11 protein-coding genes and 1 pseudogene are annotated in these 17,326 nt (G+C 32.4%); 4 read left to right on the forward strand and 8 right to left on the reverse strand.

What is annotated here, in order from left to right:
• Nucleotides 1-22: 22 nt before the first annotated feature.
• The 6 genes and pseudogenes from ACQKNR_RS01410 to ACQKNR_RS01435 form a co-directional block, all read right to left on the reverse strand.
• A pseudogene (locus tag ACQKNR_RS01410) lies at nucleotides 23-271 on the reverse strand (bacillithiol biosynthesis deacetylase BshB2); the annotation flags it as partial.
• 14 nt (nucleotides 272-285) lie between these two features.
• Nucleotides 286-477 (reverse strand): hypothetical protein, encoded by a 192-nt coding sequence (locus ACQKNR_RS01415; protein ID WP_193409948.1) that lies wholly within the window; start codon nucleotides 475-477, stop codon nucleotides 286-288.
• Nucleotides 478-674: 197 nt separating this feature from the next.
• Nucleotides 675-1,382 (reverse strand): GntR family transcriptional regulator, encoded by a 708-nt coding sequence (locus tag ACQKNR_RS01420; protein WP_427314854.1) that lies wholly within the window; start codon nucleotides 1,380-1,382, stop codon nucleotides 675-677.
• 30 nt (nucleotides 1,383-1,412) lie between these two features.
• The gene (locus ACQKNR_RS01425) at nucleotides 1,413-2,822 is read right to left on the reverse strand and encodes a glycoside hydrolase family 1 protein (protein WP_427314856.1); all 1,410 of its coding nucleotides are present in this window, start codon (nucleotides 2,820-2,822) and stop codon (nucleotides 1,413-1,415) included.
• 356 nt (nucleotides 2,823-3,178) lie between these two features.
• Nucleotides 3,179-4,168, reverse strand: coding sequence for a phosphatidylinositol diacylglycerol-lyase (plcA, locus tag ACQKNR_RS01430; protein ID WP_427314858.1), 990 nt, complete (start codon nucleotides 4,166-4,168; stop codon nucleotides 3,179-3,181).
• A 179-nt stretch (nucleotides 4,169-4,347) separates the two neighbouring features.
• The gene (locus ACQKNR_RS01435) at nucleotides 4,348-6,189 is read right to left on the reverse strand and encodes a S8 family peptidase (protein ID WP_427314860.1); all 1,842 of its coding nucleotides are present in this window, start codon (nucleotides 6,187-6,189) and stop codon (nucleotides 4,348-4,350) included.
• A 287-nt stretch (nucleotides 6,190-6,476) separates the two neighbouring features.
• Between ACQKNR_RS01435 and ACQKNR_RS01440 the strand changes: the two genes are divergently transcribed.
• The 3 genes from ACQKNR_RS01440 (at nucleotide 6,477) to ACQKNR_RS01450 (ending at nucleotide 11,367) form a co-directional block, all read left to right on the forward strand.
• Nucleotides 6,477-7,274, forward strand: coding sequence for a cell wall hydrolase (locus tag ACQKNR_RS01440; RefSeq protein WP_427314861.1), 798 nt, complete (start codon nucleotides 6,477-6,479; stop codon nucleotides 7,272-7,274).
• A 303-nt stretch (nucleotides 7,275-7,577) separates the two neighbouring features.
• Nucleotides 7,578-8,915, forward strand: a complete 1,338-nt coding sequence (locus ACQKNR_RS01445; protein ID WP_427314863.1) for an NAD(FAD)-utilizing dehydrogenase — start codon at nucleotides 7,578-7,580, stop codon at nucleotides 8,913-8,915.
• Nucleotides 8,916-9,447: 532 nt separating this feature from the next.
• Nucleotides 9,448-11,367 carry an LTA synthase family protein gene (locus ACQKNR_RS01450; protein WP_427314864.1) on the forward strand — a complete coding sequence of 640 codons (1,920 nt, stop codon included), beginning with the start codon at nucleotides 9,448-9,450 and terminating at the stop codon, nucleotides 11,365-11,367.
• Between the two features lie 163 nt (nucleotides 11,368-11,530).
• Here the strand turns inward: ACQKNR_RS01450 and ACQKNR_RS01455 are convergent, their stop codons facing one another.
• On the reverse strand, nucleotides 11,531-14,344 hold the full coding sequence (locus tag ACQKNR_RS01455) for a dynamin family protein (protein ID WP_427314866.1): 2,814 nt from the start codon (nucleotides 14,342-14,344) through the stop codon (nucleotides 11,531-11,533).
• Between the two features lie 550 nt (nucleotides 14,345-14,894).
• Here ACQKNR_RS01455 and ACQKNR_RS01460 point away from each other — a divergent pair.
• Nucleotides 14,895-15,080, forward strand: a complete 186-nt coding sequence (locus ACQKNR_RS01460) for a hypothetical protein (RefSeq protein WP_070144549.1) — start codon at nucleotides 14,895-14,897, stop codon at nucleotides 15,078-15,080.
• Between the two features lie 298 nt (nucleotides 15,081-15,378).
• Here ACQKNR_RS01460 and mutL read toward each other — a convergent pair whose 3' ends face one another.
• On the reverse strand, nucleotides 15,379-17,322 hold the full coding sequence (gene mutL / locus ACQKNR_RS01465; RefSeq protein WP_427314868.1) for a DNA mismatch repair endonuclease MutL: 1,944 nt from the start codon (nucleotides 17,320-17,322) through the stop codon (nucleotides 15,379-15,381).
• Nucleotides 17,323-17,326: the final 4 nt, after the last annotated feature.

The raw sequence follows: 17,326 nt of genomic DNA on the forward strand, positions 1-17,326 counted from the left end.
CTGTAACAATAGTATGAATCAGTCACATCCTCTTATCCTTAAATAGATATATCCAAAACGGCTCTCTTTCTAACCACTCAACTATTTCCGAGACACCATCTTCATACTCTCTTTTCAGTTCTATTACCTTAGTCGCAAATTGTGATGCATGTGCTCGTAATGCTTCTAACTTTTTCGGAATATATTCTTTTACTTCATTTTTAAAATTTTTGGGTCCTATTTCTGCTTCACGATTATTTGAAAAAGCTACGGCATAAAATGTTGGCCTTTTCCTTTAAAAAGCTATTAAATCACTACCGCATACCACGTTACCCCAACAAGTAGAACGAAAAGTAGGAGAATATAAATAGCGGATAAATTTTTCACATTTCTTTTTGTAGACTTACCATAATTCTCCTCCACATTTCGTGCAACTAGTACAGTTCCAAATAGCGATGCAATTACAATAATAACAACTAATAAAATTGCAAAACTCATTGTATTTTCACCTCTCTAAGGCCAGTCTATTTTAAGAAAGAACTTACATAAAATACTACCTTTCTTCTCTTATCATAATAGATGTTTGTAAAAAACGGACCAACCACTTTCGTGTTTTTTTGCTCATCCACTTCAAAATAAAAAGCAACTGATCTCCTAGGACCAGTTGCTTTTTACAAGGATAATAATATTCATTTTCACTTAAAATTAATCCGATTTAAAAGTTTGGTCTTTTCATAATGAAACATCGATTGAGATAACTCGAAAATTGTTCCATTTACAACATAAACTGTATTTTCAATAAGAAGCGCCGGATCACCTTCATTTAGTTCTAAAAGCTGTGCATTTTCTTTATTTACTTTTTCACAACTAATAACTTTATCAGCAAAGCCAATATTTAGTCGCAAATCTTCAATGAAATAACTGTACACAGAACTTAATGCTATTTCTTCATTCAAATATGGAATAATATCCTTTTTGAAATAACTTACTTCAATAGAGAATGGTTTCCCATCTACAATTCTTAAGCGCTTCAAAAAATACAGCCTAGTTCCAGCTTCACATTGCATCCGCTTTGCTATTTCTTCGTTCGCATCTATTACTTCAAGCTCTAACACTTTCGTTTCAATATTTTGTGAAACGAGATTTTTCGTTAAACCACGCAAACTACCTAAATTAATGTAGTCTGTTACAGAAGTTTCGCGTAAAAACATACCACTACCTTGCACTTGAAAAATATAGCCTCTATTCACAAGCTGACTAATTACTTTACGTATTGTATTACGACTTACTTCAAATCGATTCATCAATGCTTCTTCTGTAGGTAATTTTTTCGTTTCATTAAAAAGTCCATCTCGAATGTTTTGCTCTAAAACATCAGCAATTTGTTTATACTTTGCACACATACACTTTCTCCTAGATTACTCTTTTATCTGTTATAACTCTTCTCCTCTCGTTTCGATCACATGCTTATACCAATGAAACGAAAGTTTCTTCTTACGTCTTAAGTTATCATTATGATCGACAAAAATAAAGCCATATTGCTTTTTATATCCGTTTAACCAACTTAATAAATCAATAACAGACCATGCATAATAACCTTTTAAATTAATCCCTTCTTGAATTGCACGCTTCAATACTTTTAAATGCTCTTCAATAAATTTAATTCTCGGAACATCTACAATTTCTCCATCAATGATTGGGTCTTCATCACCAAGTCCGTTTTCTGTCACATACATCTTTATATCACCGTAACGCTCTTTCAACATATGTAAACCATCTAAGAAACCTTCGGGAGATATTTCCCATCCCCATTTTGTATATGTTTTATCATCCATTTTAACTGTTCGATAAAATCCATCAAAAGAAGGATTACCTGGAGCAAGTGTGGAGTTTTCTCGAGAATGTTCCTCATTCTTTATATCCATATCGTATCTTTCCACTCGTATCGGTTGATAATAATTCAAGCCAATAAAATCATTTTTTTCAGCGTTTTGTTTAATGACCTCTAATTCTTCAACCGTCCAATTAGGATTCCATCCTTTTTCCTTTAATTGTTGTACAACATAAGACGGATACTCACCTTTTAAAACTGGATCATAGTACCAATACGTTTCATACTCATTCGCATGATTTGCTGCTAGTATATTTTCTTTTTGATCATCCACACTATAAGCAGGCAAGAAAACATGTGTGATACCAATCTCTCCATATTGTTTCAATTGCTTGTACACTGCAACTGTTTTTGCATGTGCATAAAACACATAATGAGTTGCTTGAAAATACTTTGGAACATCATTTTGTATTCCTGGTGGATGTGCACCTTTTAAATAACCTAATCCACAAAACATTACTGTTTCATTAAAAGTAATCCAATGTTTCACTCTATCACCAAATGCCTTAAAACAAATCTCTGCGTACTTTACGAAAGCTTCTGCTGTTCGTTTATTTGTCCATCCACCATCTTTTTCTAAGGGTAATGGTAGATCCCAATGATATAAAGTGACAAACGGTACAATCCCGTGTTTTAGACATTCATCAATTAAGTTGTTATAAAATTCTATTCCTTTTTCATTTACCTCTCCATCTCCAGTCGGCAATATTCTCGCCCAAGAAATAGAAAAACGATACGATTCTAATCCCATCTCAGCCATTAAGCGAACATCTTCCTTATATCGATGATAATGATCAACAGCTACATCACCATTTGTTCCATTGTATGTTTTGCCAGGGATTTTTGAAAACTCATCCCAATTCGTAACACCTTTTCCATCTTCATTCCATGCACCTTCTACTTGATAAGAAGCTGAAGCAGCCCCGAATAAAAAATCATGCGAAAACTTCATCGTATATACCTCCATTTCATTACAATAAAGTGAAACTTTAATCAGTGGGGGTTTTGTTCATCCCCCACTGATTATTAGCCTTCACCAATCGGGCTTTTACGGGCAGTTATCTCCCGCCTAACTTCCTCGTATTCGCCGAATTTTGAGGTGGGAGTCTTATTGCCCTTTAATGTGGGATAAATCAAATTCATTACTACATATGAAATTTATAGGTACAAATTTCATATGTGTAATTATAGCGTAAGTTTCGATTTTTTTCTATCATGAACGTACGATATGTAAAACTATATTTAATGTTAATTTTTAGAAAATAAAAAAGAAGCGACGTATTTCATCGCTTCTTACTATCACCATCTTTACTCTTTTATAAGTGACTTATTGGCTCTTATAACTTCTTGATAAAGTAATGGTGACCATTTTTCATTTATATAATCTTGAATTATCCAGCCTACTCTTGTAGGATTCTTTTGCTTCATATAGTTTGCAATTTCAGGATTTATATAGGATGCATAATAATATGGACTATTCCATGCTGTACCACCAGAAGACAAGCTTGTAAAATTAATATATAGATGATTAAAATCTTCACTATTATTAATCGTTTCATTTAACGTATCTTTAATCGATTTTACTTTCTCATCATAACTCACTTTATATTTATCTTGTACTGTTATATTTACATTTTGATTTACAGTTGTGGTAAACGTCTCATTATCTGGCCAATAAAAATTATTATATCCTCCAGATTCATTACTACTACTATATCTTTTTAGTAGTACGATTTTCCCACGAGCATCTCCAAGTTTTATATTTCCTTCTGTTTTTAAAAAGATAGGATCAAGGAAATAATTTTTTTCAAACGTACTACTAAATGAGTTTTCCGCCCCTTTCATATCCTCATACTCTTTTTTTAAAGACATAATAATCGTTTCACTTGGGTTATCTTTTAAAAATTGTTTCGCTTCGTTTATAAATTCGTGCAGTGTTACATAAAGATATAATGGCCCATGATGAAGAACTATCGTATTATCATCTGTTAAACGCCCTCTAATATCAAAAATTCTAGCTCCGTGATCCATTTGATAACGAAAATCATATTCTTGCGTCATTCCCCATACTTGCTTTATCGGATTTTGCAACTTGAACGTCCCACTATCATGTGTTCCTGGAATTGAAATTCGTGCTAACGGTACGTTATCAGGTATAGGTTGCATCCATTTTGACCAATTTTCAAGCTCATTAACAGAGCTAGCTGCAACTACTTGCTTATCATGTAAAGCAAATACAAATGTGCTAAATATCATGCTACATATGAATAATTTCAAAATAAACTTCTTATTGCTCATTATTATTCCTCTCTTTTTCTGTTTTTATATCAAACTTATTGAATATGATATAAGCTAGTGAATAAAAAATAAATAACATTTCACAAATATGAAATATTGCATAGAAATAAAATTTGAAAATCATTCACATATCCTGAATTAGAAAAATTTAAAGGAACTTCATCTGAAGTTCCTTTCGCTTATTTTATATTCAATACATATGAACCATCTTTATTCTCATACTTATAGACATATAAATAATATCTACCTGGCTTTGCATTATAGGTTCCTTTAACTACATTCCCTTCATTTTCACCATATGCTACATAATTGTTTAAATCTGATTCATGATGAAGTACCCATGTCATTCCAATATTTTTTTCATTTAGTAGAGAAATATTAATATTTTCTGGTGAGTCAATTTGGAAAGTAAATACATCTACGTTATCACTATTATGTAGTGTTCCTTTCATTGGTGTATGAAAGTTAACTTTATTTGCCTGTCTAGGTTCATTATTTGGTTCATTTTCTGTTACTTGTAACTCATTCCCACCGTTCGGTTCTCTTCGTTCATACCCTAAGTTTACTAGTATAGACTTCAAATCTGGTAAAACACCAATTTTATCTAAATTTGGATCTTTAGATTTCGTTCCAGTATTATGGTTACTTAATATCGTTCTTAGTTCACTCGGTCTATATGGTTGTCCTACATGCTCTTTAGCAATACTTTGTACTAAAGTCGCTGCTCCGGCGATAATAGGCGAAGCACTAGATGTACCACTAAAGCTGGATGTATAAAGATTTACAGCACTTCTACTTTGCTCAGCTGTAGTTGTATCTACGTTTTCTCCCCAGCCGTACACATCAATACGGCTTCCATAATTCGAAAACCACATACGTTCATGAGGGAAAGATGAAGAGCCCGCTCCTACCATAATTGCACCTGAATCTTTAAAATCTTTACTATTACGATTTAAAATTTGTTTACCATTTCTATCTTTAAATTGATCTAAATCATTCCAACCATTTGCTCCAGCCTCTATAATTACAACTCCTTTATCTGTACCAGCACGAATTGCATCAAAGATATCTGGTTGTACTTCAACTGGTAAATATTTATCACCATATCCATCAAAGGATGCTTGTGCCTCCAATAATAAAACATCCCCAGCTTCTAAATGATTTACAGCACTTAGTATTGCATCAGCTGTATTATACTGTCCGTTATCTCTTATTTGAGAAATCACCTTTGCTTTTGCTTTTGGCGCAATCCCAATATTCCCAACTTCATTATCTTCAGATGAAACAATTCCTAGGACAGATGTCCCATGCCCGACATGCTGATCTATATTTCTTCCAGACATCAATTCAATGTTTTGATGCACTAAATCCTCATGATTTAATAGCCATCCATATTCCATATCAACAAAAGTTATACCATTTCCATTACCGCCTTGAACTCCCCAGGCGAAAGGTGCATTAATACCGTATGGCGCTGCTTCAAGATAGCCTTGTTTTTTAAATCTAGGATTGTTATTAGGGTTAAGGGATACATATGATGGTCGCACTTCAGGCGGCGTTATTTTTTCTTGTTTCTTAATATACACATCTTCTATTAAAGAAGATGCTTTTAACTTATCTACTAATGCTTCTTCATGCCCACCATTTTTGGTTTGAAGAATATAGTAGTTTAATAAGCTTGTAGATACATTATTAGGTGCTTTCACTTCAAGATTTTGTATTTGTTCTGGACTTACAGATGTGAATAAACGTGTAAATGTTACATCTGGATATTCTGCTAAAAGATCTTCTAGTACTTTATCATTCGTTTGAGATTGTATCTGTTTTTCAATACCATCTTCATATGGAAATTTTAAATCCGCTCTGAATTTTACAATGATTTGCTTATTTGTTTCTTGCTCTATCCCTAATTTACTCTGCTGTTCTATAGAATCAGCATTTACAGTATTGACAATGCCCCCTATTCCTAAAAATGTTGAAATGATTACAGTTGAAGCGCATATTCTTTGAAATATTTTCATTACATCAATCCTCCAATTAATAATTATTAATTACTATATAATTATATAATGATTTTATTTTTATAACATATTACCTTTCTACTAAATAGATTATAGTAATCAGAAATATGAACTTCAATGTATTTTCATATGCAATATTTCATATTCGGATTCTAAATTGCACATATATAAAACTTATAATGATTGTTTATTTCATATATGTTAATATAATTACATCCGAATATTATATATACATTTTGATCCATATCAATCAACAGTTACACCTTAATTTTTTAGGAGGATTTACAATGAAATTATTAAAAATAAAACATATAATTCCTTTATCTGCAGCAGCAATTACATTCGTATGTAATCAAAGCGTAGCCGATGCTTCCACCATACATACAGTAAAAAAGAATGATACACTTTGGGGCATTAGTAAACAATATGGAGTTTCAATACAATCCATTAAACAAGCAAATCATAAAGGAAACGATCAAACTTTTATCGGGGAACAGTTACATATTCCAGAATCTATGAAATCAAATGAGGTCTCTGTTCATCAAAATGAAAAACCTGTGAACACTTCTGGACAAATTATTTATCAAGTACGGCCGGGAGATTCATTAGAAACTATAGCAAAGCGTTATAATGTAACCGTTCAATCTATAAAACAAATCAACAACACAATCGGAAACAAGCTTTATACAGGACAACATTTAAAAATCAATTCAAGTATTTCGGAAAAAGAAAAAGACTTAATGGCACGCTTAGTCACTGCAGAAGCAGGTGGCGAATCATATAAAGGAAAAGTAGCTGTAGCGAAAGTAATCTTGAATCGTGTAAATGCAAAAGGATTTCCAAATACAATTACAGGGGTTATTTATGAGCCTATTAAACACGGATATGCATTTACTCCTGTTACAGATGGAAGAATTAATCAGCCTGCAAGCGCAGAAGCAAAAATGGCTGTAGAAGAAGCTATCTCCACAAATGGAATACATTCTGATTGGCTTTATTTCTACAATCCAAAAACATCAACAAGCAAATGGATTACGACACGTCAAACAGTAGCAGTAATCGGTAATCATGTGTTTGCTAAATAAAACTATAATCCCCTTCAGATTTATGCACTTAACAACTATTTCAAATGATTAACAGACCTCTTTACTTAAAAGGTCTGTTCTTTCTATATCTAAGCTTTTATTAATCATATGACAAAGTGATTATTTAAAACCATATCTCCTTTCAAATAAAAACGTTTGTATTTAATCCACCACTCGGAGAAATTAAAAAAGTATAAGGTTCAAAAACTTTCTCTTTATTCAAGAAAGCTATTTCTTAACTTCATAAAAGTGTTATACACTAGGAAAATAGCAAACAAACTATTCGTTAGCAGGTGAAAGAATATGTATGATGTTACAATTATCGGCGCTGGAGTGAGCAGCATTTTTATGGCTTATTCATTAGCCAAAAGTAACAAAAATATTTTAATTCTTGATAAAGGTAAACCGCTAGAATATCGAAATTGTCCTTTAGATCAAAGGAAAACGTGTAACTGTAACACATGTGATAAATATTTCGGTTTTGGTGGCTTAGGAAAGTCTGAAGGGAAATTTAATTATACAAATGGCTTTGGAGGCGAACTCGAGCAAAAAGTAGGTAAAGAAGGTTTTATGCAACTCATGGCTGAAGTAGATGAAATTCTATGTCAGTTTGGTGGAAGTTCCGTTTCAAAATATTCTACAGAAAATGTAAATCTGACTAAGAGAGCTGAAGCATGCGATTTACAAGTGTTAACAACCGAAGTAAGACATCTTGGTACTACACTTTCCAGTAACATTTTTCAGCAGCTCTATGAATTTTTACTTACGAAAATAAATATCCAATTTCATATAGATGTACAACATATTATGAAACAGAAAGATCATTTTAACATAGAAACAAATCAAGGAATCGTTCATTCTAAGCAACTAGTATTTGCAACGGGGCGCTCTGGTGCGGATTGGTTAAAAGAAATGTGCACTTCTCTAAATATTTCTCAGGAGCAAACACGTGTAGATTTAGGTATTAGAGTAGAAATGAAAGAACATCAATTACGTTCTATATTAAAAGATACATTTGAGACAAAACTTTCTTATGAGCATGAACATTACACAGCTACTACTTACTGTATGAATCCAAAAGGGCGCATTATTCGAAAGTACGAAGAAGGTTTAGTTATGCCTGACGGCCAAAATTTTCGAGAGCGAGGAACTGATACTCCTAACTTAAATTTCACTTTGTTTATCCCGCGCTATTTTCCAACTCTCAAAGAAGCAAATGTATATGCAAGCTCAATTATTAAAGGCATTAACCAAGGACGAGATCGGATTGTTATACAACGCTTAGAGGACTTAATAAAGAAACAACCTACTGCGGAAAAAGATATGAAACATAATCGTATACAACCTACACTACACGGAGATTATGGAGATTTGAATAAAGAAATTCCTCCATTATATATTGAAGGACTCAAAGAATTTTTATTACGTTTAGAACAATTTATCCAAGAACCTATCGATCAAGATACTTTATTATATGGAATTGACGGAAAGTTCTATGCTCCAACAGTAAAGATTAATAACCATTTTGAAACAAGTATAAATGGGCTATTTTTAATCGGCGATTGTTCAGGCGTCACTCATTCATTATCTCAAGCAGCTGCAAGTGGTCTGTATGTTGGAAAATATTTATCAGGTATTTAAACTCTTTAATTAAGATACACTCAAATGTTTTAAGTTTCACCAACACTTTACTTATCTAATAATAGCTTTAACGAAATTATTATCCCTCCCCCGCTAATGATTAATCCACAAAGAATCAGGCTTTTACGGGGTATATTAAAAACACATGAAAAACTACATTCTATGTAGAATGTAGTTTTCTACTAATTCATATAACCGTTTACTTTAAATTCACCTTTTATTTAAATTCCAACTAATTGAATGTCAATAGTTTAAAAATCATCTATTCCTTTTCACTTTCATTTGTTCGATATTTTGTAACATCATCATAGTGTTTAATATGTTAGGATGTCTATAAGTCACTTTCACTACAAATATGACTTTTTCTATTAAATTTATGTTACTTCGCATTAAAATTCTCCATTGTATGTATATGAACACTGTAAATTATTACTATTAGAAAACATAATTTAAATGGTTCATCCTACTATAATAGTTATAAAAATATAACATATAACCTTAGTTAAATAAATTTTATAAAGAAGGTGTAAAAATGAAGAATAAAATAAATTTACAAATGCAAAATATAAGCTTTGTTTTAATAATTGCTTTAGCGGTATGGTTAAAAACATATCTTATTACAAGATTCAGTTTTGATTTAAAAATTGAGTCTTCTACACAAGAGCTTATTTTGTTTATTAGCCCTCTCGCTGCATCGTTAGCATTTGTCGGATTAGCATTATTTGCAACTGGTGAAAAACGAAATTATATAGCACTATGTATTAATTTCTTATTAACGATCGTACTTGTCGGAAATGTAATGTTCTATGATTTTTATAGTGATTTCGTTACGTTACCAGTACTTGGACAAACATCAAACTTTGGCCAATTAGGCGGTAGTATTATAGAAATATTTAACTACAAAATTATACTCGCATTCGTAGACATTATTTTCTTCTTTATTTTATTAAAAAAGAAAACATTGGTCTTTAAAACAGAACGTGTAACTCATTCTACACGCTTGTTATATTTCGTCTTAACGATTGCTATATTTTCTGCAAATCTACATCTTGCAGAAAAAGAACGCCCTGAATTATTAACGAGATCCTTCGACCGAGTAATGCTTGTCAAAAATTTAGGACTATATACTCACCAAATATATGATTTAACGCTGCAAGTAAAAGCAGGATCACAAAAGGCACTTGCTGATAGTAGCAAATTACAAGAAACAGAAAACTACGTAAAGGCAAACCAAAGTGAACCAAACCCTAATATGTTTGGTTCAGCGAAAGGAAAAAACGTAATTGTCGTTACTCTTGAATCCTTGCAAACCTTCTTAATAGGCGCATCAGTCAATGGCCAAGAAGTTACGCCATTCTTGAATGAATTCATAAATGAAAGCTATTACTTTGATAACTTTTTCCATCAAACTGGACAAGGAAAAACATCCGATTCTGAATTTCTAATTGATACGTCATTGTATCCATTAAATCGAGGAGCTGTATTCTTCACACACGGTAATAACGATTATACTGCGACTCCAGAAATTTTACGCGAGCAAGGTTATTTCACTTCTGTATTCCATGCGAATAACGCAACATTTTGGAATCGTAATATCATGTACTCTGCTCTTGGTTATGATCGTTACTATAATGAACTTGATTACAAAATTACGCCCGAAACAAATTTAAATTGGGGATTAAAAGATATAGAGTACTTTGATCAATCAGTAGATATATTAAAAACTGTTGACCAACCCTTTTACGCTCGTTTCCTTACTTTAACAAACCATTATCCATTTACGTATGATGAAGATACAAAATTCATTGAACCATATAACTCTGGTAATGGCGTATTTGATCGTTACATCGTAACATCACGTTACTTAGACGAATCCATTAAAAACTTTATTGAGCGTTTAAAGGCCGAGGGACTTTATGACGATTCTATTATTGTATTATACGGTGATCATTATGGCATTTCTGAAAAACATAACCGCGCAATGGCGCAGTTTTTAGAAAAAGATCAAATAACAGAATTTGATACTTTAAATTTACAACGTACACCTTTATATATTCATATCCCTGGACAAACAAAAGGTCAAACTATTTCAAAGCCTACGGGACAAATCGATGTGAAACCTACTATTCTAAATTTATTAGGGGTTGATACTACGAACGATATCCGTTTTGGTCATGATATGTTTTCAGATGAATATACCGGATTTGTTGTTTTACGTGATGGTAGCTTCGTTACAGACAAATATGCATACAAAAACAACACTTTTTATGACCGCATAACAGGTGAAATTGTAGATTTACAAAAAAAAGAAGCTCAAGCACTAATTAACCGTGCACAAAATGAATTACGAATGTCTGACAAAATTATTGAAGGCGATTTATTACGTTTCTCAGAAAGTAATAAAATGAAAACTGGCGAAGTAAAAACTAAAATTAAAGAAACTGAAAAATAATCTATATATGCGAAGGGAGCAACTCATTACGGTTGCTCCCTTTTTACTCTCTTATAACACATGATGCAATTTAATATAAAAAAGACCTGACCTATCATACGGATGTAAACAAAAAACAACTCCAAAATCCACTTTCATTGTATATTTTGGAGTTGTTTTACGTTTATTCTATGCTTGTTTCTAAATTTAAATCTGTATAGGCATTATACTCACCTATATTTAATATTACTTCACATTGACGTAATCTCAATTCAAAGAGCTTTATAGAATCATGATAAACTTCAGGATTTGATTTCATTTTATGTAATATCTCTTGTTTTTCTTGTATTTCTAACTGAGTATTTTCTACAGCTTGTTTCAAGGAGTTAAATGGATTTCTAAAGAACATATTAATATCCCGTTCTTGTGTGTTTTCAAACAGCTCAAATTGCAAGAAAAATTTCTTCATAATAGAAGCCGTTACTTCTGTATAATCTTCATTTTCTATATACTGTTTATATTTGTTATATAGCATAGCTCTATTCTTTGGAAGAACCCCAAATAATTTACCGGCACTTTTCAGTAAAAATTGTGCTGGCGTAAATCGGCGTAAAATATTTACTTCTTCCATTTGTATTCTAGTCGTCATTCTATCAGTATCTCTGCGCCAGTCATCCAGCACTTTAAAGTCACATTCTAACTGTATTCGATTTTCTCCAAATAAAGAATTAAGTCCTTCACTGAGTTCTTCTAAGTGTGATTGACTTTGAAGTAACTCATTATTAGAAGTTTCAATCCAATTTTGCATGGAACGAGCAAAATTAGGTAATACAGTTTGTTCTAAATATTTGTGTACTCTTTCGTTCATCGCTGTATTTAGTTCCATATCAATGTGTCCAAAATCGCTTTCTTCACTGATTAAATCAGAACAACTCTGCAATAGCTTCGGAATATGTTCAGTAAGATCATTCGTAATTTCAGTTTTCATTGTACGATATGATTCTGTAATGATATGAATTTTTTCCCTCTCAAAAGCAGTAAGGTTATTAATACTACCATTTAGTTTAACTAACATATCTTCATTCCAATTCATAACATCCACTAAATTGTTTTCCTTCTCAACGCGTTTATCTAAAAGATATGTAATTGCTTTTCGAATGAAAAACAATAGCTTTTCAGTACGATCTGCATCGATATTTTTATAGTTAAAGTTAAAACGAATAAACTCAGTTAAATCATTTAGTTGTTGACTACTTGTATATAACGAAGAGTAAGGGAAAAGTCTCGCATGCGGGAAATACGCGTTTATTCTCGCTTGCGTATCATGTAAAACTCTTTTTACTTCTGCTTCACTGTAAATGTTATCGATTTTATTTAATAAGAAATGAATTTGTAGATTTGGTGTATGTTCTTGAATGCTTAATAGAATGTCACGTTCTTTGTCAGTAAAAGGTGAATCCGCATTCAATACGAACAATAATTCATCTGCAGAATTTAGATATTCAAATATTTCATCTCTAGTGTCGTTATTTCTATTAAAGCCAGGTGTAACTACAAATGTAAGTTTATTTTTACTTAAAAATCTGCATGGTAATTTAAATTCAACACACGCTCTATCTCTATACGTTTGGTGGTGTAAAGACATCATATCATGGTAATCAGAGAAATTCTCAGTTGTTGTAATTGCTGAATCTGTTATAGCGTTAATTTCTGTATGAGCATCATTTTTTAAAACCACTACATTTGAAATTGAGTTTTCTAATATATTTTCTCCTAATATAGAGTTAATAAATGCAGTTTTTCCGTTTCCTGAAGTGCCCGTAACTAAAATACGATTTGTTCTTAAATCTGCAAGTTCGCTAACTAACCATCTAAATCGGTGACCCATTTCTATATCATGCTTTTGTGCCCACTGTGTAATAGATTCAAAAAGATGTAAACTATACTCTAAGCCATCCACATGATTAATAGAATATAACAGTAGGTTTTCTGCATTTTTTATATTTGCTGAATCTATTTTGGAAGGGAAAATCTCATCCCATGCCAATACAGCTGCTGATGGAAATACAGCATGAGACGGATTGACTACCTTTAACCAATTTGTTAACAGATTTGGAATGATATCGTGTAATTGTCTAAGCATATATTGACCTTGAATTAATTCAAAATACGTTTCTTCGTAAAGAGAAGAAATTTTGTCCCATATATCGGACGAATATATTTCGATATGTAAGAAAAACTCATTTATTGTGTTAAGCCATAATAAGTAATTTTGTTCATTTTTATAACTGTTCCAAAGTGATGAAACAATTTGTGTAAATTGCACTTGATCTACATGATTTAATGTAACTAATACTTCATGAAAATAGTCTGGTGAAATATTTTTAGTAAATCCTTTATCGATATATCCTTTTAGCACCTCAAACCAAGGATAAGATTCTGTTCGAACCAGCTCATTCACAGCAAGCTCTACTGCACTATCAAAATCTTGCTGTTCCTCATAAAAAGAACGGGCAATTTTTGTGACATTCGGATAATCGGGATTTAAAGAAACTGCTTCTTTAATAACAGCGAAAGCTGAGTCAAAATTATTTTGCTCGATGTAAAGAGAAAGCAATTGTAGTCCAATTTCGGTCATCAATATTTTATTATCAGTAGTAATGGAAGTATAAACATTTTCAGCAACTGATAATCGGTTCAGTTCAAAGTAAGCATCCGCAATATTTTTTTGTGCCCATGGCGCTAGTTCATTGCCAACTTTCTCCCATTTGAAAATAGCTGCTTCAAAATCTTGATGGTGATAATAAAATTCACCTTGTGCAAAACGAATATAAGACCCATCGGAAATCTCATTTTTTTCTTCGTTTACATAAACTTCCCCAAGTACGTCAAGAGGTGGTTTTGTTTCATTCTCCATTAGGAATGTTTCATAATACATCTTTTTTATTAATTGTTTTTCTATTCTCATCTTTTCCCCCACTATATCTTGAAAATACATTTTTAAGATATGTCAATACTTTTTTTATGTATGCTTTTTATCTTAACAAAGAATTTCTTTTGGAAAATTTCATTTTCCTTTCATTTTTCAAGTAAGATTGAATTTTTATGAGAAAAGTTTCAGTTCTTTTTCAATTCGCTTTCAGTTATGAAACAACATTAAATGTTCCTAATAACCTAATAACAATATAATATTTCACATTATATTATCAGGAAAACCCCATATAAATTACATTATAAAAACAATCTATAACGAATATATATGCAATATTTACTTCACTGACAAATAAAAAAACCTCGCATAATGATTGTTAGATGAACCTATATGCCACGTACCTTCAGAATTTAAATACATCACGATAACTTAAAAACAACAAAAGTAGTTAACGGCTATTCATACAATATCTTTCTCGAATTGTTTTCCATTAAAATATTTCAGTAGTTTTGTAATTAAATTCCACTAACCTATATAAATAACTAGTCCGAAAAAATGTATATGCATATCATGTTATAGTAAAGAATTTAGGAAATCCTACAAAGGAGGCATTTTCATGTTTGAAGATAAATCTAAAATAAATTACCCCTATGAATTTACAGAAACTACAACAATTCCCCTAAAGAACCCCATTGATAAAAAATTCAAAAATGGCACAGATACACATAACTTCCCAATTAAGAAGCATTATAAAGAGCAAGTTTTATATACTGAAAAAATTAATAATAATAAAAATAAATAATCACATAGTTCCTCATTTTGACCATGCATGGTTACGTTTTAAATAATGTATAAATCTTTATTATACAACTCACGTACCTTTAAAAAGTGCTGATATACAGCGCTTTTTTATACATAGATACATTAAAGCTGCCTTATCCTAGAAATAAACTACTTACAGCCTTAAGTATGATTTACTCAAACTTGAATAAACTGTAAAATCACTTCACCATACTCTCATTTAACAATTAACTCTACATATTAAAAGGGAGCAACTCTTTACTGTTACTCCCTTTTAATATCTTATTTTATTAACAACCCTACATAACCCTCTTAAACATCTTCTCCAACTCATAAGTAGAATGATGCACAAGAATTGGTCTTCCGTGCGGGCATGTGTATGGGTTTGTTGTTGTACGTAGTTCTTCCAGTAAAGCAAATATTTGATCGTTCGTTAAATATTGATTTGCTTTAATCGATGCTTTACAGCTCATCATGATGGCTGCTTCTTCTCGTAATTTTTTAATATCAACTTTTTTTAGTTTGACAACTTGCTCCATCATTTCATCAATGATTTCTGTTTCTTGTCCTTTTGGGAACCACGTTGGATGCGAGCGGACGATAAAGGATTGATGGCCGAATTGTTCTAAAAATAGACCGACTTTTTTTAGTTCTTCTAACTGCTCTTCGACACGTAAAAATTCAGTAAGAGATAGATCGATACGGTACGGTACAAGGAGCTCTTGTACTTCTTGCGCTACCCTTCCTACTTTATCACGGAAATATTCATAATTGATGCGTTCCTGCGCTGCGTGCTGATCAATCATATATAAGCCCTTATCATTTTGAGCGAAAATATACGTTCCGTGCATTTGTCCAATTGGATAAAGCGGTGGTAAGTCATTCCCGTTCATTTCAATCTCTTTTATTTCCCGAACTTCTTCTTCTAATTCCTCTAACTCAAAGTCCTCTTCATTACTATCCCACGATTTCTCTTCTTGAATTGGCTCTTCGATTATCGGTTTAGTAGATGGTTGCCAACTTTGTTCTTCTCTTACTAGCGATTGTGGAGGTTGCCATTCTTGCTTCGGCGGTTGCCAAGTCTGTGGTGGCTGTTTCACGGTTGTTCGTTCTTCTTGTTTTTCATCCATACCAGTCGGTAAAACGATGTTCGGCATCTGTGGTTCTTTCGGTTTTGTATGCTCAAACTGGAACTGTTCTTGTACACTTTCATCTTTTTCTTTTTTCTTCGTTGTTACGCCTGCATCTGGAATGAGCTGTATTTTTTTAAATGCAGCTTGCAATGTCTCTTCGATAAGCTTTAGCAACTCTTGTTCTTTACTAAAACGAACTTCTAATTTTGCTGGATGTACGTTAACGTCAACAAGCATTGGATCCATTTCAATCGATAAGAAGCCGATTGGGTATCGTCCAACTGGCAGTAATGTATGGTACCCTTGCTGAATAGCTTTCATTAATACGAAATTTCGAACGTAACGACCATTTACGATCGTTGACATGTAATTACGAGATGCCCTCGTTACTTCTGGTAATGTTACATAGCCTTTAATTGTGAAGTCTAAAGATTCAGCTTCAATTGGAATAAGCTTCTTCGCAACTTGAATGCTGTAAATCGCTGCAAGTACTTGTCTTACATCACCATTTCCAGATGTATGAAGTAATTTCTTTTCATTATGAAATAGTTTTAACGATACTTCTGGATGTGACATTGCAATACGATACACGATATCTGTAATATTCCCAAGCTCTGTATGAATGGTTTTCATATATTTAAGACGCGCTGGTGTATTAAAGAATAAGTTTTGTACCGTAATATCTGTTCCTTTTCGGCTCGCTGTTTTCTCTTGTTTTATAATGTCTCCACCTTTAATGATAAGGTGTGTACCAGGCGCATCACCTGTGCTAGTGACTAATTCTAATTCACTAACTGAGGCGATACTCGGCAATGCCTCACCACGGAAACCAAGTGTTCTTATACGAAACAGATCGTTTTCATCTTTAATTTTACTCGTCGCATGGCGTTCAAAAGCGACGATACAATCTTCTTCTGCAATGCCATCACCGTTATCAATAATGCGAATTTTCGATAACCCAGCTTCTTCTAAGTGGATTTCAATAGATGTACTATTCGCATCGATAGAATTTTCCACAAGTTCTTTTACGACTGAAGCAGGGCGCTCTACTACTTCCCCTGCCGCAATTAAGTTAGAGAGTTGATCATCGAGTTTGCGAATTTTCCCCATCTAC

Source organism: Bacillus sp. NPDC094077, from assembly GCF_050279465.1.
In the GTDB taxonomy this organism is placed as follows: Bacteria; Bacillota; Bacilli; order Bacillales; family Bacillaceae_G; genus Bacillus_A.

What these genes read in the sequence shown, in the direction of transcription:
- ACQKNR_RS01415 (WP_193409948.1), bottom strand. Translation starts at nt 477, where the DNA reads ATGAGTTTTGCAATTTTATTAGTTGTTATTATTGTAATTGCATCGCTA.
- ACQKNR_RS01420 (WP_427314854.1), bottom strand. Translation starts at nt 1,382, where the DNA reads ATGTGTGCAAAGTATAAACAAATTGCTGATGTTTTAGAGCAAAACATT.
- ACQKNR_RS01425 (WP_427314856.1), bottom strand. Translation starts at nt 2,822, where the DNA reads ATGAAGTTTTCGCATGATTTTTTATTCGGGGCTGCTTCAGCTTCTTAT.
- plcA (WP_427314858.1), bottom strand. Translation starts at nt 4,168, where the DNA reads ATGAGCAATAAGAAGTTTATTTTGAAATTATTCATATGTAGCATGATA.
- ACQKNR_RS01435 (WP_427314860.1), bottom strand. Translation starts at nt 6,189, where the DNA reads ATGAAAATATTTCAAAGAATATGCGCTTCAACTGTAATCATTTCAACA.
- ACQKNR_RS01440 (WP_427314861.1), top strand. Translation starts at nt 6,477, where the DNA reads ATGAAATTATTAAAAATAAAACATATAATTCCTTTATCTGCAGCAGCA.
- ACQKNR_RS01445 (WP_427314863.1), top strand. Translation starts at nt 7,578, where the DNA reads ATGTATGATGTTACAATTATCGGCGCTGGAGTGAGCAGCATTTTTATG.
- ACQKNR_RS01450 (WP_427314864.1), top strand. Translation starts at nt 9,448, where the DNA reads ATGAAGAATAAAATAAATTTACAAATGCAAAATATAAGCTTTGTTTTA.
- ACQKNR_RS01455 (WP_427314866.1), bottom strand. Translation starts at nt 14,344, where the DNA reads ATGTATTTTCAAGATATAGTGGGGGAAAAGATGAGAATAGAAAAACAA.
- ACQKNR_RS01460 (WP_070144549.1), top strand. Translation starts at nt 14,895, where the DNA reads ATGTTTGAAGATAAATCTAAAATAAATTACCCCTATGAATTTACAGAA.
- mutL (WP_427314868.1), bottom strand. Translation starts at nt 17,322, where the DNA reads ATGGGGAAAATTCGCAAACTCGATGATCAACTCTCTAACTTAATTGCG.